The sequence below is a fragment of the Lagierella massiliensis genome (assembly GCF_001407835.1).
GTDB lineage: Bacteria > Bacillota > Clostridia > Tissierellales > Peptoniphilaceae > Mediannikoviicoccus > Mediannikoviicoccus massiliensis.
Window position 1 is genome coordinate 357,482 of record NZ_CYUO01000005.1, and the last position, 15,745, is coordinate 373,226.

General features: G+C 32.9%; 30 protein-coding genes. 24 read left to right on the forward strand and 6 right to left on the reverse strand.

Annotated features, from left to right (window positions below; translation table 11 throughout):
• The first annotated feature begins 4 nt into the window (after positions 1 to 4).
• A complete protein-coding gene (locus tag BN2746_RS05235; RefSeq protein WP_055078785.1) occupies positions 5 to 238 on the forward strand; it encodes a phage holin family protein in 234 nt (77 codons plus the stop codon).
• Between the two features lie 429 nt (positions 239 to 667).
• Here the strand turns inward: BN2746_RS05235 and BN2746_RS05240 are convergent, their stop codons facing one another.
• Positions 668 to 1,795: a tyrosine-type recombinase/integrase gene (locus BN2746_RS05240; RefSeq protein ID WP_055078738.1), complete on the reverse strand. Its 1,128-nt coding sequence runs from the start codon at positions 1,793 to 1,795 to the stop codon at positions 668 to 670.
• Positions 1,796 to 1,997: 202 nt separating this feature from the next.
• Here BN2746_RS05240 and BN2746_RS05245 point away from each other — a divergent pair, with 202 nt between their 5' ends.
• A complete protein-coding gene (locus tag BN2746_RS05245) occupies positions 1,998 to 2,720 on the forward strand; it encodes a DUF1829 domain-containing protein (protein ID WP_187364072.1) in 723 nt (240 codons plus the stop codon).
• Here the strand turns inward: BN2746_RS05245 and BN2746_RS05250 are convergent.
• Both BN2746_RS05250 and BN2746_RS05255 read right to left on the reverse strand, forming a co-directional pair.
• A complete protein-coding gene (locus BN2746_RS05250; protein ID WP_055078741.1) occupies positions 2,717 to 3,211 on the reverse strand; it encodes a DUF6978 family protein in 495 nt (164 codons plus the stop codon). The two genes, BN2746_RS05245 and BN2746_RS05250, sit on opposite strands and share 4 nt — an antisense overlap.
• Before the next feature lie 45 nt (positions 3,212 to 3,256).
• The gene (locus BN2746_RS05255; protein ID WP_055078742.1) at positions 3,257 to 3,916 is read right to left on the reverse strand and encodes a LexA family protein; all 660 of its coding nucleotides are present in this window, start codon (positions 3,914 to 3,916) and stop codon (positions 3,257 to 3,259) included.
• 164 nt (positions 3,917 to 4,080) lie between these two features.
• Between BN2746_RS05255 and BN2746_RS05260 the strand changes: the two genes are divergently transcribed.
• Complete coding sequence (locus tag BN2746_RS05260) at positions 4,081 to 4,278, forward strand: helix-turn-helix domain-containing protein (RefSeq protein ID WP_055078787.1); 198 nt, start codon at positions 4,081 to 4,083, stop codon at positions 4,276 to 4,278.
• A 57-nt stretch (positions 4,279 to 4,335) separates the two neighbouring features.
• Complete coding sequence (locus tag BN2746_RS09095; protein WP_187364073.1) at positions 4,336 to 4,506, forward strand: hypothetical protein; 171 nt, start codon at positions 4,336 to 4,338, stop codon at positions 4,504 to 4,506.
• On the opposite strand, the gene BN2746_RS05265 is transcribed toward BN2746_RS09095, so the two are convergent.
• Positions 4,503 to 4,736, reverse strand: coding sequence for a DUF2188 domain-containing protein (locus BN2746_RS05265; RefSeq protein WP_055078744.1), 234 nt, complete (start codon positions 4,734 to 4,736; stop codon positions 4,503 to 4,505). The two genes, BN2746_RS09095 and BN2746_RS05265, sit on opposite strands and share 4 nt — an antisense overlap.
• A 63-nt stretch (positions 4,737 to 4,799) precedes the next feature.
• On the opposite strand from BN2746_RS05265, the gene BN2746_RS05270 reads away from it, so the two are divergent.
• The 3 genes from BN2746_RS05270 (at position 4,800) to BN2746_RS05275 (ending at position 5,704) form a co-directional block, all read left to right on the forward strand.
• A complete protein-coding gene (locus BN2746_RS05270) occupies positions 4,800 to 4,994 on the forward strand; it encodes a helix-turn-helix domain-containing protein (protein ID WP_231718325.1) in 195 nt (64 codons plus the stop codon).
• Positions 4,995 to 5,039: 45 nt separating this feature from the next.
• Positions 5,040 to 5,174, forward strand: a complete 135-nt coding sequence (locus tag BN2746_RS09250; protein WP_268909192.1) for a hypothetical protein — start codon at positions 5,040 to 5,042, stop codon at positions 5,172 to 5,174.
• Between the two features lie 179 nt (positions 5,175 to 5,353).
• Positions 5,354 to 5,704 carry a hypothetical protein gene (locus BN2746_RS05275; RefSeq protein WP_055078746.1) on the forward strand — a complete coding sequence of 117 codons (351 nt, stop codon included), beginning with the start codon at positions 5,354 to 5,356 and terminating at the stop codon, positions 5,702 to 5,704.
• On the opposite strand, the gene BN2746_RS05280 is transcribed toward BN2746_RS05275, so the two are convergent.
• A complete protein-coding gene (locus BN2746_RS05280) occupies positions 5,701 to 5,907 on the reverse strand; it encodes a hypothetical protein (RefSeq protein WP_055078747.1) in 207 nt (68 codons plus the stop codon). The genes BN2746_RS05275 and BN2746_RS05280 overlap by 4 nt on opposite strands.
• Before the next feature lie 200 nt (positions 5,908 to 6,107).
• Here BN2746_RS05280 and BN2746_RS05285 point away from each other — a divergent pair, with 200 nt between their 5' ends.
• The 15 genes from BN2746_RS05285 to BN2746_RS05345 all read left to right on the forward strand — a co-directional run bounded on the left by BN2746_RS05285 (position 6,108) and on the right by BN2746_RS05345 (position 14,066).
• Positions 6,108 to 6,287, forward strand: coding sequence for a hypothetical protein (locus BN2746_RS05285; protein ID WP_055078748.1), 180 nt, complete (start codon positions 6,108 to 6,110; stop codon positions 6,285 to 6,287).
• Positions 6,288 to 6,299: 12 nt separating this feature from the next.
• On the forward strand, positions 6,300 to 6,491 hold the full coding sequence (locus tag BN2746_RS05290; protein ID WP_055078788.1) for a hypothetical protein: 192 nt from the start codon (positions 6,300 to 6,302) through the stop codon (positions 6,489 to 6,491).
• 10 nt (positions 6,492 to 6,501) lie between these two features.
• A complete protein-coding gene (locus BN2746_RS09025; RefSeq protein WP_156331314.1) occupies positions 6,502 to 6,666 on the forward strand; it encodes a hypothetical protein in 165 nt (54 codons plus the stop codon).
• A complete protein-coding gene (locus tag BN2746_RS05295; protein ID WP_055078749.1) occupies positions 6,659 to 6,898 on the forward strand; it encodes a hypothetical protein in 240 nt (79 codons plus the stop codon). The genes BN2746_RS09025 and BN2746_RS05295 overlap by 8 nt, the downstream gene beginning before the upstream one ends.
• Positions 6,888 to 7,121 (forward strand): hypothetical protein, encoded by a 234-nt coding sequence (locus tag BN2746_RS05300; protein ID WP_055078750.1) that lies wholly within the window; start codon positions 6,888 to 6,890, stop codon positions 7,119 to 7,121. The genes BN2746_RS05295 and BN2746_RS05300 overlap by 11 nt, the downstream gene beginning before the upstream one ends.
• 10 nt (positions 7,122 to 7,131) lie before the next feature.
• Positions 7,132 to 7,593, forward strand: coding sequence for a siphovirus Gp157 family protein (locus BN2746_RS05305; protein ID WP_055078751.1), 462 nt, complete (start codon positions 7,132 to 7,134; stop codon positions 7,591 to 7,593).
• Positions 7,593 to 8,288, forward strand: coding sequence for an AAA family ATPase (locus BN2746_RS05310; RefSeq protein ID WP_055078752.1), 696 nt, complete (start codon positions 7,593 to 7,595; stop codon positions 8,286 to 8,288). The genes BN2746_RS05305 and BN2746_RS05310 overlap by 1 nt, the downstream gene beginning before the upstream one ends.
• Positions 8,245 to 9,567 (forward strand): DEAD/DEAH box helicase, encoded by a 1,323-nt coding sequence (locus tag BN2746_RS05315; RefSeq protein ID WP_197273088.1) that lies wholly within the window; start codon positions 8,245 to 8,247, stop codon positions 9,565 to 9,567. Before BN2746_RS05310 ends, BN2746_RS05315 begins: the two co-directional genes overlap by 44 nt.
• Before the next feature lie 11 nt (positions 9,568 to 9,578).
• On the forward strand, positions 9,579 to 10,058 hold the full coding sequence (locus tag BN2746_RS05320) for a DUF669 domain-containing protein (RefSeq protein ID WP_055078754.1): 480 nt from the start codon (positions 9,579 to 9,581) through the stop codon (positions 10,056 to 10,058).
• Positions 10,058 to 12,286 carry a phage/plasmid primase, P4 family gene (locus BN2746_RS05325; RefSeq protein WP_055078755.1) on the forward strand — a complete coding sequence of 743 codons (2,229 nt, stop codon included), beginning with the start codon at positions 10,058 to 10,060 and terminating at the stop codon, positions 12,284 to 12,286. Before BN2746_RS05320 ends, BN2746_RS05325 begins: the two co-directional genes overlap by 1 nt.
• Before the next feature lie 194 nt (positions 12,287 to 12,480).
• Positions 12,481 to 12,792, forward strand: coding sequence for a VRR-NUC domain-containing protein (locus BN2746_RS05330; RefSeq protein ID WP_055078756.1), 312 nt, complete (start codon positions 12,481 to 12,483; stop codon positions 12,790 to 12,792).
• Positions 12,782 to 13,312: a hypothetical protein gene (locus BN2746_RS05335; protein WP_055078757.1), complete on the forward strand. Its 531-nt coding sequence runs from the start codon at positions 12,782 to 12,784 to the stop codon at positions 13,310 to 13,312. The genes BN2746_RS05330 and BN2746_RS05335 overlap by 11 nt, the downstream gene beginning before the upstream one ends.
• Positions 13,305 to 13,496, forward strand: a complete 192-nt coding sequence (locus BN2746_RS05340; RefSeq protein ID WP_055078758.1) for a hypothetical protein — start codon at positions 13,305 to 13,307, stop codon at positions 13,494 to 13,496. The genes BN2746_RS05335 and BN2746_RS05340 overlap by 8 nt, the downstream gene beginning before the upstream one ends.
• The gene (locus BN2746_RS09030; protein ID WP_156331315.1) at positions 13,493 to 13,669 is read left to right on the forward strand and encodes a hypothetical protein; all 177 of its coding nucleotides are present in this window, start codon (positions 13,493 to 13,495) and stop codon (positions 13,667 to 13,669) included. The genes BN2746_RS05340 and BN2746_RS09030 overlap by 4 nt, the downstream gene beginning before the upstream one ends.
• Positions 13,647 to 14,066, forward strand: coding sequence for a sigma factor-like helix-turn-helix DNA-binding protein (locus BN2746_RS05345; RefSeq protein WP_055078759.1), 420 nt, complete (start codon positions 13,647 to 13,649; stop codon positions 14,064 to 14,066). The genes BN2746_RS09030 and BN2746_RS05345 overlap by 23 nt, the downstream gene beginning before the upstream one ends.
• Here BN2746_RS05345 and BN2746_RS05350 read toward each other — a convergent pair.
• Positions 14,063 to 14,257 (reverse strand): hypothetical protein, encoded by a 195-nt coding sequence (locus tag BN2746_RS05350; RefSeq protein WP_055078760.1) that lies wholly within the window; start codon positions 14,255 to 14,257, stop codon positions 14,063 to 14,065. The two genes, BN2746_RS05345 and BN2746_RS05350, sit on opposite strands and share 4 nt — an antisense overlap.
• 800 nt (positions 14,258 to 15,057) lie before the next feature.
• Between BN2746_RS05350 and BN2746_RS05355 the strand changes: the two genes are divergently transcribed.
• Positions 15,058 to 15,258 carry a type II toxin-antitoxin system HicA family toxin gene (locus BN2746_RS05355; RefSeq protein ID WP_055079414.1) on the forward strand — a complete coding sequence of 67 codons (201 nt, stop codon included), beginning with the start codon at positions 15,058 to 15,060 and terminating at the stop codon, positions 15,256 to 15,258.
• A gap of 84 nt (positions 15,259 to 15,342) precedes the next feature.
• Positions 15,343 to 15,693 (forward strand): type II toxin-antitoxin system HicB family antitoxin, encoded by a 351-nt coding sequence (locus BN2746_RS05360; protein WP_055078761.1) that lies wholly within the window; start codon positions 15,343 to 15,345, stop codon positions 15,691 to 15,693.
• The last annotated feature ends 52 nt before the right edge of the window (positions 15,694 to 15,745 follow it).

A 15,745-nucleotide genomic window follows, 5' to 3' on the forward strand; every position in this document is an offset into this window, starting at 1 on the left:
GATTATGATAGAACAAACAACCACACTTGCAGGGATAATTGTAGTTGTTGAAGTAATAAAGAAAGTTACTGAAGATAAAATTACAAGGTGGTTACCTTTGACAAGCTTACTGCTTGGGATTGGTACAAACCTTATGATTAATGGAGTAAGCCCAGAAAATATTTTAAATGGCGTACTGCTTGGTGGTGCAGCAGCAGGAATTTATGACTTTGGCTCAAAAACTGTTTTAGATAGGTAGGTTATACTACCTCTTTTAAATTTAAACGCCTTAAAACGCAATTTAAAGGCGAATGTTGGAATATGCACGTTTGTGACGTGTAGTTGTTAAAAAAATAATATTGTATAATTTTAAATGCTTAAGGGGTGCAGAAATGCACCTCTTTTTTTGTGCCTAAAAATATAAAAAAGGGGACTTTATCGGTCCCTTTAAAATTTTACCTGTGCATCTACTGTGCATTTGCTGTGCGTTTGATGTGCAAAAACAATAGTAAATTCGAGATTGTTTTAGTTTATTCAAGCAAGTCTCAGTAAGCTATAAATATTGGAATTTCAACGATTGTAGGTTTTATCTATGGTGTGTAAAATTTTACACATTAAATCTAAAGTGCTTAACGTAAACTTGTATATATCAATACTTGTATAGCTTACTGTGTGAAAAATGTGCGTTTCAATCGAAGATATTAATTTCTTCGGCGTGCTTTCTTTGAAATTCTGATAGTGCTGAAGAGTAAATTTGTAGTGTAGTTTCTATGTTTTTGTGTCCTAAACTTGCTTGTAGAAATTTAATATTAGCTCCTTTTTCTACCATCCTTGTTGCATAAGTGTGTCTTAATGCGTGGAGTGGATATTCTGAAATTCCACAATCTTTATAAGTCTTTTGTAATCTTCTTCTTAGGTTTGCTGTCCCATTAAAATTATAGTTAGTGTTTGGGAAGACTAAATTCAAGTGGTTTAATTCAGGTTCTAACAATTCTTTTTGAAATTCTATGCACTCTACAGCTTGTTGATTGAGGTATATGGTCCTTATTCCTGCATCTGTTTTAGGGTATGGTTTGAATTGTGCGTTGCCTTTAATTTCTATCATGATTGTTTCTATTTGAATTTCCTTGTCTAAAAGGTCCACTTTGTCCCAAGTAAGTCCCAGGGCTTCTGAAATTCTTAATCCTGTTGCAAGTAGGAAGATGAAAATATTATTCCACTTTAAGTCCTTTTTCCAGTACTCCACCATAATTTTTTGTTCTTCTACAGTGAGTGGCTTTACTTCTCTTGGTGGTCTTACTTTTGGAAGCTTTACTCCTTTTGCAGGGTTTACTGTGATGTACTTTAATTCTACTGCCTTGTCAAGCGCTTGCTTGAAACGATTAGCAATTGCTCTTGCTGTGGACTGAGACATTTTGTTTCTATCTCCAAAGAGGCGATTGTATCCAAGTTGTATATCTAACTTATCTAACTCGTTTAATTTTAAATTTCCAAATGTAGGTGTAAGATGGAGATCTATAAGCCTTTTATTTAGCAGGTAGGATTGTTCTTCTACATTGGGCTTTGAAAAGGTCTCAAGCCATATATTTAGCCATTCTTCTACAGTGTAGTTAGTTTCTATAAGGTTAGCTTGATTATCTTCAAAGTCGGCGATTAAGTGCCTTAATTTCTTTCTCACTTCGGTTTTATTTTTCCCGGACACTGACTTTCTAATCAATTTACCATCATAGCCTACACCAAGGGTTGTTTGTCCTCTCCATTTATTTAAGGTTTTATCAAAGTAAATACTGCCTTCGCCTGTAGCTATACGTGTCATAATATGCTCCTTTCCAGGAGTATATGCTATAATATAAGTGGTTGGTGTATAGCGATATACTCCATTAGTCCCTTACTAATTGTCGTTAGTGGGGGACTTTTTTCTTGTTTATTGTTGTGTTCGTTGATATAATAAATTCATAGAGAGGAGTGGTATTATGAAAGATTTTGTAAAAGATTATACTGATTGGCTCAATGATAATATGACCCAATATAAAATTTCTGAAAATCTGTTTGAAATCACTACTCCATTTTTAGATAGGCACAATGATTATACTCAAATCTACATTAATTACATTTCTGATAATGAGATAGAAGTTAATGATTATGGCTATACTATAGATGATTTAAGAATGTCAGGATTTGAATTTAATACTGACAAACGTAGACAACTCTTAAATCAAGTTGTTAATAGGCTTGGTGTCGGCATTCGTGACGACATAATTTATTCAAAGGTCAGTAGTGTTGATAAATTAGCAGAAACCAAACACAAAGTATTACAAGCTATGATTTATATCAATGATATGTTTGTATTAAATAGATCTAATGTTCAAAATCTTTTCTACCAAGATGTAAAAGAGTATTTTGATAAACATGATATCTATTATACTGAAAATATTTCTATGATTGGAAAATCAAAACTAAACCATAATTTTGATTATGTACTTCAAAGGAATAAAACTAATCCTGAAAGGGTGATTAAGTTAATGAATCATCCAGACAGAAAAGAAAATTATTCTTCAATTATGTTTTCTTGGACAGATACTCTACCAGTCAGAAGAGAAGATACTAAATTGATTGTATTATTAAACGATAATAACAAAGTATCTAATGATGTATTAGAGGGATTTAGAAACTATTCTAATGAAGGAGTTCTGCCTATTTTGTGGAATGATATTGGTAACAATATAGGAAAATTAGCTTAAACACAATCTATTATGTTAGTGATGACATTTGGGATATTCTTTATATTACAAAATTCGGAAAATGCTTCGAAGTACATATAAAGTTTATCCCTACTTTTTTCACATACAGAAAATTTATTTAAATCAAAATTAGGGTTAATTTTGTTTAAAATAGGATTATCTAAGGTAAAGGCATATGAGTCACCATAATCATCTGTATATACATGTATATGGTGTTCTTCTATCTTTTCTCCATCTGGATTTCTATGTGGTTTACTATCAAGATCAAGTCTTAATAAAACAATACTAACATTGTGACGTTCTTGATAAGTGCATCTGGTTAACCTTACTCCTTTTCGATTTATATCAAATATATATTCATTATTGTCTTCATCTTTTAGTTTTAAAACAGAAAAACTATCATTAAGTGGGAATTCAATATTTTTATCTAAAAATTCTTTTTCTTTTTGAATAATCTCTAAATACTCGCTGTTTATGTTAGCTTTTGTCATATTAATTAAATTACTCCTATTAGTTCGTTTTTATATCTTTATCTACTATTTATTTCTTTCTGAATATACTCCAACCATTTCTCCCAGGATTAACACTCTTTTATCATCTTCTGGTTTTATAATGATGGGGGAGTAGCTTCTATTACAGGGTTGTAGTACTACCATGTCTTCACTTTTATTAATTCTTTTGAGTGTTGCTTCGTCATCTATTAAAACGGCTGCAATTGTTCCGTTATCTACGTCATTTGTTCTCTTGAAGAAGACTAAATCTCTTTCAAAAATATTTGCTTCTATCATACTGTCGCCTTTTGCTTTTAGGCAGAAGTCGGCTCCTGGGAGGTTTTTGTCTAATATAAAGTAGCCTTCGTAGTTTTGTTCTGCAAAGAGTGGTTCTCCACATGCGATTGTTCCAAGGATTGGAATTTTCTTTAGTTTTATGGGCATTATTACTCCTGGTATTTTTGATATGTCTATGTCTTCAGCTTCTTCATTCCAGCCCATTAAGTAGTTTATTGAAACTCCTAATTGTTTTGATAAATTTATTAAAACAGATCTTGCAGGATCATTTTTGCCATTCTCATATCCTGATATCATACTTTTACTTGTGTTTATTGCTTCGGCTAACTCTTGTTGAGTCATGCCTTTATCTGTCCTTGCCTTTTTTAATCTCTTTCCAAAATCTGTTAAAAGATCTTCCTTATTCATTATTTCACCTCCAAATTAATTTTATTATATATGATATTGTTCGATATTTCAATACAAAAAACTAAAAAATAAAAAATAATTCGAAATATCGGTTGACAATTAAAAAATTAGAGCTTATAATAAAATTAGTTCGAAATATAGAACAAGAAAAGGGGGCGATAAACTTGGTAGTAGAGAATGCGAAGCTAAAAGGAATAATGGCTGAAAAAGGATACTCTGTAAGGAAATTATCTGATGAAACAGGCATTCCTTTAAGCACTTTGTCAAATAAGATTAATGGTATCACAGAGTTTAAAACCAGTGATATATTAATAATTTCAAAAGTTCTTGAAATCTTAAATATTCAAGAAATATTTTTTTAGCATTAAGTTCGATATATAGAACAAAACAAGGTAAATGAACGAATGGAGAGGGGGATTATGGAAGTTAAAAAATCAGATTCAGAAGACAAAAGTAATTATTTAAAAGATGATATTGAGGAAATTATCATTGAAACTGATGAGAATAACCCTATAACCATTGCTATTATAAGTGATGTTCTTAAGCCTGGTAATGGTTATAGGGTTAGAGTCAAGTTTAAATCATGTTAATGTTCATTATCTTTTGGTGGATGTGGATCATTGCCAAAGCTGTCTTTTGAACGAATTTGACCGTGGCGGTTATGTGTGATTAATTCGGATTTTTGATGCTTAGCTATTTGTCTGGCGAAATTTTCAGCTTCTTTTTGTGTATTGAAAATTTTAGTAGCTCTATTATTTCCAGCACCTTTTACTTGCCATTTACCACCTTTAGGAGTAACGTGTTGATTTTTTCCAGCCATAAATTCACCTCCTTATGGTAATTATAGCACATATAGTGCTTATTGTTGATTAATGAAGGAGGGATGTACTATATGTTGTATGAGATGATTAGATTAAGAAAAGAAAAAAAGCTCAGCCAGTTAGAGTTGGGTAATCTTATCGGTATGAAACAAAGGGTTATTAGTAAGTATGAGAGAGAAGAGTCAGAGCTTCCAGTTAGTGTGGCAAAAAGGATAGCAGAGGTGTTTGATGTTGATTGGTGGAGGTTGTATGAATAAAAAAAGACATTAAAAGGTAAATAAACGAATGTGGAGGGGGAGTTGATGGAGAAATTAATATCGATAGTAACTTTAATAATGAATATGGCAACAATGATTGTTCTTTGGTCAATATTAAAAAAGGACGATTCAGGAAATCGTCCAATAGATGTTTACTTAAGAATGTTATTTAAGGGTTAATTATATCACGAGAATTTAAGAAGTAAAAAATAAGGGAGAAACATAATGGAAAAGTTAATTTTAATTGTTAATTCATTAGTGTTATTTTGTCAGTTGATAATTTTAATTAATCTTATCAAAGAAGATAGGGAATGATTTTTTTCTACTAAATAGAGAGGGGGAGAGTTGATGGAAAAACAATGAAAAGATATTTAGATAGTGATGTGATTTTAGATTTGGTAGATGAAAATTTTAAATCCAAGAGTGATTTTTGTAGGAAGGCTAAGCTTTCAAGGTCTCATTTTGATGGAATGGTTAATGGAACTATTTCTGTGGGGCTTTCAAGTCAAAGTAAGTTAATGAGGGTTTTAAAGGATCATATTGATTCTATTGAGGATATTTTAATACCCTTGCCTATTAATGTGGGTGGGAAGTTGATTTCTGAAATATGTGTGACTGATAAAAATGGTGGATTGGTTGCTTCTATAACGTCAAGGGATGAGATAACCGATAAAAGGTATGTAGTAGAGTACCTGCCTTATAATCGTTAGTCTAAGTTGTTATTTGCTGATTTATCTGGATTTGAACAAGGTGTATCAATACCGTTGATTTTTCTTACATGATACCCTTTATAGTTTCCAGCTTTAATGGCTTTTACAAATGTTTGACGATTCATATATCTTCCGGTTGAAGTGTTTTTGAATCCTAAGTTTCTACCGGATTTTGATTGTCTTGTCACTTTAACATTTTTCAAGTAATCACATCCTTTTATTGAAGGTATAAAAAAATTTAGTTGGAGGTACTCTAATAGTTTAATTATATTACTATTTACCTATAGTATCAACTACATGTAGTACAAAATAAATGAACAATAGCTATATATAGGGTTTATGGGGAAATGTAAGAAAATATGAGGAAGTTTAAGAAAATAAAACGTAAGAAGGGAGAAACATAATGGAAAAATTAATTTTAAAGAAATCTAAAAAATGGGGACCTGCTAAGTCTTGTATTTGGGTACCTGAAGATTTGGCGGATTCTATTAAGGAAATTGCAGAGGAAACTAATATGTCTTTTAAGACTTTGACTGCTGAACTTGTTTCTTTTGCTATAGATCATATTGATATTGTTGAGTAGGAGGTGTTAAGTATGAACGCAGTAAGAAGTGACACGGATATTTTAACTGTAAAGGATTTAAAGAATGATTATCCAAGCTTGGGCAGGGATGAAATCTATAAAATTTTAAGAAGAAAAGGCTGCCCTTTGATATCGGGAAGGGTGGCAGGTGAGAAGTACAAGATTTCAAGAAAGAATTTTGAAGTCTTTGCAAATATTAAGTAGGAGGCTATATATGGTAGAAACTCAAGAGAAGTTAGAAGAAGATTTGTTTATCTGTCTACAGGATATTCAAATTTTGAGGGAAAAATTAAAAATGTACGAAAGGGATTTAAAGGAATTGGAACGACTTTCAAAGATTAAAAAAGAGTTGATAGGAAAGTTGGCAGAGTATGATTAAATTTAAAAACTTAAAAAAGGCTTGTGATGAGCTTGATTTCTACTTATTAGAAGCAGATTACAATCACTTAATCGTGACGGCAGGAAGATTTGGAGACTATATATGTATACACAAAGAAGAAGCTTGGAACATTAGTTTTGAAGTAAGGTTTAGGTGGTTAGAATCAGATAAAAAAGCAAGGCTAATTAAAGCAATTACAAGAGATTATGAGGAGTATTTGAATGGAAATTAAAAAGAAAAAGAGAGAATTTAAAGACACGAAGCTTGCGCACAACATAAGACAAGCTATTTATAGCTACAGAAGATGGAAGAGATATAACAGAGTTGAAATCAAATTCTGGAAGAAACTTACCTTTTGGATAATAGTTTGTTCGTTGAGTATATGTGCAGGTGCAACTGTAGTTTATATGTTTGTGCAAACTTTAATTAGATGGGTCGTTTTGGGTGAATATTAAGGAGGAAAATATGAAATTATATGAGTTAACTGAAAGTTATGTGAAATTGATGGATTTAGAGGGTGACTTTGAAAGTGCCTTAGAAGTGATTGATGATGAAATTGAAGTAAAGGCTGATAATATCGCTAAGGTCATCAAGGAGTTAGAGGGTGACTCTCTAAAATTCAAGGAAGAGATTGATAGGCTTAGTAGTATACGCAAATCTACTGAAAATAGAATTTCAGACCTAAAATCTTACCTTGAATTTAATATGGTGAGAGTGAATAAGAAAAAGTTTAAAACTGACTTATTCTCTTTCAATATACAAAAAAACAGGGCTTCTGTAAAGGTACTTGATGAAAATAAAGTTCCTGAAAAGTATCTTGTACACAAAACTTCTGTGGATAAAACTAAAATCTATCAAGATTTAAAGGATGGAGTCGAAGTTGAGGGTGTGATTTTACAGGAAAGTGAAAGTTTGAGGATTAGATAATGAAGATTGTTAAGGCTAGTGATTTAAAGGAAAGTAAGGCAACTTACTTAATTTATGGAAATCCTGGGACTGGAAAGACTACGGCTATAAAATATCTACCTGGAAAAAAGCTTGTTGTTGATATTGATAAGTCTTCTGTAGTCCTTATGGGAGAAGATGATATAGATATCTTGGAGATTGATTCATACAAGATATGGGAGAGTTGGATTGAAGCTGTGAAGTATATCAAGGAGAATTACAAGGATTATGACTTTATCGTCATTGATAATGTGACTGAATTATTTAGATCCATACTGGCACAGCAAGGCAGAGAGGGAAAAAATAATCGTGTGCCAAGTATGGCTGATTATCAAAGAAGTGACTTTGTTATAATGGATAGTTTCAGGGCTATAAAAAGTGTTGATTGTAATGTTGTGTTTACTGCTTGGGAAACTTCGGACAAGTGGGAGACTGAAGCAGGTCAAATATTTAATCGTGCCATACCTGATATTAGAAAAACCATACTAAATAATTTTTTAGGTCTTTGTGATGTTGTGGGAAGACTAATTATCAGTGAAAAGGATGAAGAAATTAAGAGAGGTTTTGTACTACAACCAAGTATGGATGTGTACGCAAAAAATCGCTTGGATGATAGAAAAGGGTGTTTACAAAGTGAGCTTGTACGAGTATCAACAGGAAATAGTACAGAAGACTAAAACGGCTATTTTAAATGGTTATAAGCATCCCTGCATAGTTTCTCCATGTGGAAGTGGTAAAAGTTATATTATATCTCACATGGTAAAGGGAGCGACGGACAAGGGAAATCGAGTTTTATTTCTTGTCCATAGAAAAGAACTTAAAGAGCAGATTGAAGAGGACTTTGAAAATTTTGGAGTTAATCTTGATTTACTGGATGTCTACATGGTTCAGACTGCTACTAATCGCCTTGATAAGATTAAGTGTCCAAAGATGATTGTTACTGATGAAAATCATCATAGCATGGCAAAGACTTATAGGGATATATATGAAGCCTTTCCAGATGCAACAAGGATTGGCTTTACTGCTACTCCTATAAGGCTTGATGGAAAAGGTCTTGGAGATATTAACGATATTTTAATTGAAGGACCATCCGTGAAGTGGTTGATTGAAAATAACTTCTTAGCTCCTTATAAATACTATGCGCCAAGGGCCTTGGATACTCACGACTTAAAAAAGAGAGCTGGAGAGTATACAAAGGATAGTATTGATAAAGCTATGAGCAAGGGGGCAATATTTGGTGACGTGATTAATCACTATAAGAAGTTAGCTCTTGGACAACAAGCTATATGCTATTGCCACAGTGTGAGCTACAGCATGAGGATTGCCAAGTATTTTACTGGAGCAGGTATAAGTGCCAAGCATATATCAGCTGATACTCCTAAGGATAAAAGGGAAGATATTATCGAAGATTTTAGGAGTGGAAAGATAAAAATCTTATGTAATGTTGACTTGATAGGAGAAGGTTTCAACGTGCCTGATTGCTCATGTGTGATTTTACTAAGACCAACTGCCTCTCTAAGTCTCTATATACAGCAGGCTATGAGGTGCATGAGATATAAAAAGGACAAGGTTGCAACAATTATTGACCATGTAGGCAATGTGGAAAGACACAACCTACCTGATACTCCTCATGAGTGGAGCTTGGAGGGAGAGAAGGTAGCAAAGAAGGACAGAGAAAAAAACGAAGTAAGTATCAAAATTTGTCCTGAATGTTTCAGTGCCAATCCCTCAAAGTGCAGTCTTTGTCTACAGTGTGGAGCTGAACTTAAAACTGAAGAAAAAGAGTTAGAAGAAATTAAGGATGTTGAGTTGGAAGAGGTCAAGAATGAATTTGTTGTTGACTATAGAGAGCCTAAAGACTGTAAGTCTATGAGAGAATTGTATGATTTAGCTAAAAACAGAGGTTATAAGCCTGGATGGGCTTACTACCAAGGAAAATTATTAGGATATGTATAGGAGGAAAGAGAATGTTTAAGATTGATTATGATTTAGCGCAAAATTATGTTGAGGGTGGAGTTTATGAAATGTACTTCGAGGACTATGAGCAAAGAGTTGCGAATAGTGGAACAAGGTTCTTTGTGTTACATGGAGTTATAAGAAAAGACGTAAGCCAAAGTAATCAAGGGAGAAAAGTATTCTACAACCTATGGTGTTCAAAGGATACTGGAGAACTAAATATGGGATTTGTGGCACAGATTGCAAGGGCTGTTAAACTTGCAAATGGAACTGAATTTAAGTCAGAAGACGACGTTTTAAAAGCTTTGATGTATAAGCCTTTTAAAGCAAAGATAACCTTAGAAACTAACGAATTTAACGGGAAGCAATATACAAATAACGTATATAAGGGATTTAAAGAGAGTGACTTCCCACAAATAGCGCCTGGAACTATGGTAGAGGGTGCAACAATGATAAATAACAATACAAGTAATGAGGACGTGCCATTTTAATGTATGAGAAGATACCAAAAGAATTAAAGGAGAATAATTGCTGGTGTTGTTATCGGATAATTGATGGGAGAAAAATCCCCGTCAATGCCCGTAGTGGCAACAATGCTAAAAGCAATGATGAGTCGACTTGGTCAAGTTTTGAAGCTGCCAAAACTGGTGCCAAGGTTCATAATTGTGATGGTATCGGATATTTTTTTAAACCACCATATTTTGGTGTGGATATTGATAATGTAAATAAAGAAATTGAAGGCTATAAAGAGGGAGAAAGCAACATCATCACCGAGTTTGTGGAAAGCTTAAAGAGTTACACGGAAATTTCTCAGTCGGGCAATGGAATTCACATCATCTGCAAGGGTGAACTTCCTGAGGGTGCAAGAAGAAAAGGTAATGTTGAAATGTATCAAAACGGACGATATTTTATAATGACTGGCAATGCTTTGACTGATAGTAGGGAAGTTTTTGAGAGGACGGAAGAGATTAAATATCTACACTCTAAACACTTGCAGGATATAATTCAAGAGCCTAAAAGGGATGTAGCAAGTATTAATGATGATGAACTTTTTAATAAAATCATAAACTCTAAACAAGGAGAAGCTTTTCAAAGGCTTTATGCTGGGAAGTGGGAGGGCTTTTATACTTCTCAAAGTGAAGCGGACTTGGCTTTTGCCAATATGCTTGCATTTTGGACTGGTGGGGACATAAACAGAATGGATATGATCTTCAGAAAATCCGCCCTCTTCCGTCCTAAATGGGATAGAAAAACAGCTGGAAGCACTTATGGAAATAATCTACTGGCTAAGGCTATAAGGGACTGCAAGACTTTTTATGTACCTGGTGATGAGTACAAGATTTTTTTAAAGGACACTAAAAAAATTGAAGCTTTTGATGATACTGGAAATGGAATTAGGTTTTTTAATCTTAACAAAGACATAGCACGATTTTCTTATATAGCTAAAAATTGGTACCTTTACAATGGCAAAAAATGGCAACTTGACGACAGTGGAAGTGTTAAGAGACTTGCTGACAACACTATTAAAGAAATGAAAAATGAATTTCCTCTCTTAGAGAGTGAAGATATGGAAAAAGCCTTTCAAAAACATTTGAAGTCAACCAGACAAAGCAGGGGCAAAAATAATATGTTAAAGGAAGCTGAACATTTGTTGCCTGTAAGACCTGGAGATTTTGATAAGAATATAAGGCTTTTTAATGTGAATAATGGATACTTGGATTTAAAGACTGGGCAACTTTATCCACATGATAGGGAGAAGTTATTCAGTAAGCAAAGTTATGTGGAATTTACTAATAAGATAGATTGTCCATTATGGGAGAATTTCTTATATGAAATTTTTGCAGGGGATAAGGAAGTAATAAATTATATTCAAAAGGCTGTTGGATATAGTTTAACTGGATCCACAAGAGAGCAGTGCATGTTCATACTCCATGGCTATGGAAGAAATGGTAAGTCGGTGTTTTTAGACTTAATCAATGAAATTATGGGGGACTATGCGACAAACATTCAACCTCAAACAATTATGGTTAAGGCAGGTTTCCAAGGTGCTGCAAACAGTGACGTGGCAAGACTTAAAGGTGCAAGGTTCGTAACTACAACTGAGCCTAACGAAGGTATGAGGTTTGATGAAGGTTTAATCAAACAATTAACTGGTGGAGACAAGGTAACTGCAAGGTTCTTGTATGAAAATGAATTTGATTTCAATCCTGAATTTAAAATATGGATTGCTACTAATCACAAGCCTATTATCAGAGGGAGAGACGACGGTATATGGCGACGTATGATTATGATACCTTTTACTGTGCAAATTCCTGATGAGAAAGTAGATAAGGACCTAAAATACAAATTAAAAAAAGAACTTAGAGGAATACTCAACTGGGCTGTTGAAGGTTGTCTCAAGTGGCAGAGAGAGGGACTTAATATGCCAGAGTCAATAAAGGCTGCCACTGAAGAGTATAAGTCTGAAATGGACGTTATCACGGCCTTTATTGATGAGTGTTGTGTCATAGGTCCAGGAGAGAGTGTAAAAGCTAAAGATTTATACAAAGCTTATAAGAGGTGGGCTATTGAAAATGAGCAATTTTTAATGAGTAATACGAAATTTGGTAGGGAAATTGGGATGAAGTACAAAAAAGAAAGAGGCAGGCAAGGAAATATTTACAATGGTTTGAAATTAAATTTTGACAATGAACCATACAATATATATAAATCATATTAATTATTGTGTAGGGTTTGTGTATAGTTTGTGTATAGTTTGAAAAAATGAAACCATTGATATTACTGGTCTGTGTATAGTTGTGTATAGTTTGTATACTTCTTTGTAAGTTTTAGGATAAAAAAATAAATATATATAAGTATATAGAAAACGGTCAAAACCCTACACAACTATACACACTTATTTTAGAGGTGACTATGAAAGAAATTGATGTACAAAATTCTATAAGAATTGGAGTAGCAGATATAGCTTTAATTTTTAGGGCAAATGTTGGAGGTTTTAAGACTGAAGATGGAAGATTTATTACAACTGGACTACCTGCTGGATTTCCTGATTTGTTTGGAGTAAGGAAAAACGACGGAAAGGCTGTTTTTATAGAAGTTAAAAATGAGAAGGGAAAACCATCTGAAAAACAATTAAAAATGGGAGAAGTTTTAAAAAAGACAGGTGCTAATTGGGGTATTGCAAGGTCAGTGGAAGATGCAAGGAGGATAATTAATGAGAATTGACGAATTGAGAGATGAAATTGATAAACTGGGACAAAAGTATAATGAAGAATTTTTAGTTGAGGAGCTTGAAAATTCTGATGGTGACTCATATATCAAAGTGTATATAAATTATTCGTGGGAGCTTTACGATGTTGCAAGAATTGAGTTAGACAAAAGATATGCTTTTAGCATGATTGAGGAAGGCTTTGATGGTCTTCCTGAAGAACTACAAAAAGAACTTTTTGAAATTTTAGTAGAGTTTGTAAGAACACCTGTAGGTGAAAGGGAAGAAGAGGAAAAGAAATATCAGTATAGGCTAAAAGAAAAGTATTTGTGGCTAAAAAATACTTCCGACAAAGAAAATTATTATTTAAATATTCATCTTTTTAAAGAAAGTGGTAGAGGAAGTGTATTGTTAAGCAGTCAAGGAGGTACAGATTTGTATAAAACTGAATTTACTGATGAGGAAATAAAAGAAGTTGTAGAAAAATTTGATGTTGATTTAAACATGTTTGACAAGATTGAGGTGGAAGATGATTAAAGAAGAATTTGGAGATGTTGTTTTAAAAAAGGTAGATGAAAAAAGTAAAGAGATAGAAATGAATTTTGCCCGTTATAAAGAAACAGAAAATCCTGATTTTTTAAGAATATGCACTGAAGCAAAAGGCTTTAATGATGGGATTGAATGGATTTTGAAAAAAGTACAGGAGATTGATTATGTATGATAGAAGAGTGTATCGGTAGAGAAATTGTTGAAGAAGCGGATTATATAAAGGATCTTGCTAATCATCTTGAAAGATACAGTAAAAGTTATTATGAATTAGGTCGGATTGCTCTTGAGGTTGAGAGAATTGGATATGAGGTGATGGTTTCAAATGGAGAGGGATATAAAAATTGAGTTAAGGAATATTTCCAAGTTGGAGTATCAAATTTTTGAAGAGTTTGAAGAACTTGAATACTTGAATTCTTTGAAGACTTCGATTAAAAGTTTTGATTATTCTTCTGAAAAAGTAAAATCATCTCCTAAAAATAAAGACTTCGCTGATATCATTAGTAAAATTTCTGATTTGGAAAAAAGGGTGTGTATGCACTTAAATGAGCTGATAATAAAAAGACAGAGGGCTTGTAAGTTGTTTGAAGTTTTACCGACTGAACTTTGTGATGTAATGAAGCTAAAGTACTTATATAATTATAGTTTTGAGGAGATTTCTCAAAGGCTTAGTTATAGTCTTAGGCATGTGTATAGACTTCATGGACAGGCTTTACAAATACTTAGAAAAGAACCAGGGTGTTAATCTGGTTCTTTTGAGTTTTTATTTTCTTTTTGGAAGATTTCTAAAAGCTCTTCCATGTCTTCTTTTGTTGCCCAATGTCTTACGAATGTTCTTGCTGAAGAACGATAGGATCCATATTTGGCATCTTTAGGATTTCTCTTTCTCCAATTATTTGTTGCTCTTTTTTGAGACTCACTTGTTTTTTGCTCCATGTTATTTATCCTTTCTGTTTTTTAGTTGTACAAATAGGTTTAATGTTGCACTCATCATAAAGATAATTGACAAAATTAGTTTAATCATGTTCTTAAGTGGTATAATATATATGACCCCTTAAAGGGGAGGGGCTTATTTGCCCCTTTTGTTCTTGATAGCTACTATTAGTGAGATTGTGCTTGCGATGCTACCCACTATTGTAGCTATCATTGTTATTATATCAACCACTTTTTTCACCACCTTTCTTTTTAAGATTTGAGATGATTTCCTCATCTCTTAATTATATTATATACCATGGTATATAATTTGTCAACACTTTTCCAAGTTTTTTAAGTTTTTTTAAAAGATGTCATGAAATGTCACTAAATGTCATGAAATGTCATTGAATGTCAGTATTAAACTATGATACTATTAAGATGTGAAAAAATATTCGATTCAATATATCACTGGCACTCTATTATAGGGTGCCTTTTTTCATGTGTTTAATTACACCTCCTTTCTTACGGCGAATATGCGACGGCACGGGATTGGCCTAACCGGCAGTATTGGAAATTAGAGGACTTGGCCATACATAACAGGAAGGTTCATTGTTTTATCAATGACCAGGGATCATATACTCGTACAAAAGGCAGGGGTGGGAGCAATGAGTATTAAAATTTACATAAATTTATAGAAGAGCAGATATATCGGCTTTTTTTATCGGAAAGTAAAAAATACTTGAAATACGGTATCATATATGGTATCATATAATCAAGAAAGGAGATGAGAACAATTGCAAATTGATAAGATAATAAAGAAAATGAGATTGCAACCGAATGGCTTAAGACCTCAAGAACTTGATAAGGTACTTAAATATTATGGCTATTATGTAAGTGGTCAGAGGGGTTCACATAAGCAGTATAGGCATAAAATAAAAAGACCTATCACTGTAGTTCAAGAGAATCCAGCTGATAGGTACATTGTAAATCAAATTTTAGATATTATTGATAGTGAGGGATAAGCCTTACTATCAATAAGATTATATATTATCTTATTGTAAATGTTAACATCTTCTAATAGAATCATGAAAAATAGGAGGTAAAATATGGCACTAAAGGAGGAAAGAGTTTTGGATTTAGGTTATACTGAAATTATCAAAAAAATACAAGATGAAGACGGAGATTTGTATATTGGTAGTTTTTTAGAGATACCTGAAGCTGAAACTTATGCAAGGACTAAAGAAGAGCTTGATAAAAGAATGCAAGAAGTGTTGGAAATGAGCATTGAAGTTAGAAAAGAAAATAATGAAATGATTCCTGATCCTATTGGTGATGATAATTTTTCTGGGAAATTTACTTTGAGACTTCCAAAATCACTCCATAAGCTTTTATCAATTCAAGCGGAAAAAGAGGGAATTAGTTTAAACCAATATGCTTTATATAAATTAAGCAGATAATAAAATCTTTTAAATTAGGATTATCCAATTGAGGGTAGTCCTTTTTTATGCA

What these genes read in the sequence shown, in the direction of transcription:
- BN2746_RS05235 (WP_055078785.1), top strand. Translation starts at nt 5, where the DNA reads ATGATAGAACAAACAACCACACTTGCAGGGATAATTGTAGTTGTTGAA.
- BN2746_RS05240 (WP_055078738.1), bottom strand. Translation starts at nt 1,795, where the DNA reads ATGACACGTATAGCTACAGGCGAAGGCAGTATTTACTTTGATAAAACC.
- BN2746_RS05245 (WP_187364072.1), top strand. Translation starts at nt 1,998, where the DNA reads ATGACCCAATATAAAATTTCTGAAAATCTGTTTGAAATCACTACTCCA.
- BN2746_RS05250 (WP_055078741.1), bottom strand. Translation starts at nt 3,211, where the DNA reads ATGACAAAAGCTAACATAAACAGCGAGTATTTAGAGATTATTCAAAAA.
- BN2746_RS05255 (WP_055078742.1), bottom strand. Translation starts at nt 3,916, where the DNA reads ATGAATAAGGAAGATCTTTTAACAGATTTTGGAAAGAGATTAAAAAAG.
- BN2746_RS09095 (WP_187364073.1), top strand. Translation starts at nt 4,336, where the DNA reads ATGGAAGTTAAAAAATCAGATTCAGAAGACAAAAGTAATTATTTAAAA.
- BN2746_RS05265 (WP_055078744.1), bottom strand. Translation starts at nt 4,736, where the DNA reads ATGGCTGGAAAAAATCAACACGTTACTCCTAAAGGTGGTAAATGGCAA.
- BN2746_RS05270 (WP_231718325.1), top strand. Translation starts at nt 4,800, where the DNA reads ATGTACTATATGTTGTATGAGATGATTAGATTAAGAAAAGAAAAAAAG.
- BN2746_RS09250 (WP_268909192.1), top strand. Translation starts at nt 5,040, where the DNA reads ATGGAGAAATTAATATCGATAGTAACTTTAATAATGAATATGGCAACA.
- BN2746_RS05275 (WP_055078746.1), top strand. Translation starts at nt 5,354, where the DNA reads ATGAAAAGATATTTAGATAGTGATGTGATTTTAGATTTGGTAGATGAA.
- BN2746_RS05285 (WP_055078748.1), top strand. Translation starts at nt 6,108, where the DNA reads ATGGAAAAATTAATTTTAAAGAAATCTAAAAAATGGGGACCTGCTAAG.
- BN2746_RS05290 (WP_055078788.1), top strand. Translation starts at nt 6,300, where the DNA reads ATGAACGCAGTAAGAAGTGACACGGATATTTTAACTGTAAAGGATTTA.
- BN2746_RS09025 (WP_156331314.1), top strand. Translation starts at nt 6,502, where the DNA reads ATGGTAGAAACTCAAGAGAAGTTAGAAGAAGATTTGTTTATCTGTCTA.
- BN2746_RS05295 (WP_055078749.1), top strand. Translation starts at nt 6,659, where the DNA reads ATGATTAAATTTAAAAACTTAAAAAAGGCTTGTGATGAGCTTGATTTC.
- BN2746_RS05300 (WP_055078750.1), top strand. Translation starts at nt 6,888, where the DNA reads ATGGAAATTAAAAAGAAAAAGAGAGAATTTAAAGACACGAAGCTTGCG.
- BN2746_RS05305 (WP_055078751.1), top strand. Translation starts at nt 7,132, where the DNA reads ATGAAATTATATGAGTTAACTGAAAGTTATGTGAAATTGATGGATTTA.
- BN2746_RS05310 (WP_055078752.1), top strand. Translation starts at nt 7,593, where the DNA reads ATGAAGATTGTTAAGGCTAGTGATTTAAAGGAAAGTAAGGCAACTTAC.
- BN2746_RS05320 (WP_055078754.1), top strand. Translation starts at nt 9,579, where the DNA reads ATGTTTAAGATTGATTATGATTTAGCGCAAAATTATGTTGAGGGTGGA.
- BN2746_RS05325 (WP_055078755.1), top strand. Translation starts at nt 10,058, where the DNA reads ATGTATGAGAAGATACCAAAAGAATTAAAGGAGAATAATTGCTGGTGT.
- BN2746_RS05330 (WP_055078756.1), top strand. Translation starts at nt 12,481, where the DNA reads ATGAAAGAAATTGATGTACAAAATTCTATAAGAATTGGAGTAGCAGAT.
- BN2746_RS05335 (WP_055078757.1), top strand. Translation starts at nt 12,782, where the DNA reads ATGAGAATTGACGAATTGAGAGATGAAATTGATAAACTGGGACAAAAG.
- BN2746_RS05340 (WP_055078758.1), top strand. Translation starts at nt 13,305, where the DNA reads ATGATTAAAGAAGAATTTGGAGATGTTGTTTTAAAAAAGGTAGATGAA.
- BN2746_RS09030 (WP_156331315.1), top strand. Translation starts at nt 13,493, where the DNA reads ATGATAGAAGAGTGTATCGGTAGAGAAATTGTTGAAGAAGCGGATTAT.
- BN2746_RS05345 (WP_055078759.1), top strand. Translation starts at nt 13,647, where the DNA reads ATGGAGAGGGATATAAAAATTGAGTTAAGGAATATTTCCAAGTTGGAG.
- BN2746_RS05350 (WP_055078760.1), bottom strand. Translation starts at nt 14,257, where the DNA reads ATGGAGCAAAAAACAAGTGAGTCTCAAAAAAGAGCAACAAATAATTGG.
- BN2746_RS05355 (WP_055079414.1), top strand. Translation starts at nt 15,058, where the DNA reads ATGAGATTGCAACCGAATGGCTTAAGACCTCAAGAACTTGATAAGGTA.
- BN2746_RS05360 (WP_055078761.1), top strand. Translation starts at nt 15,343, where the DNA reads ATGGCACTAAAGGAGGAAAGAGTTTTGGATTTAGGTTATACTGAAATT.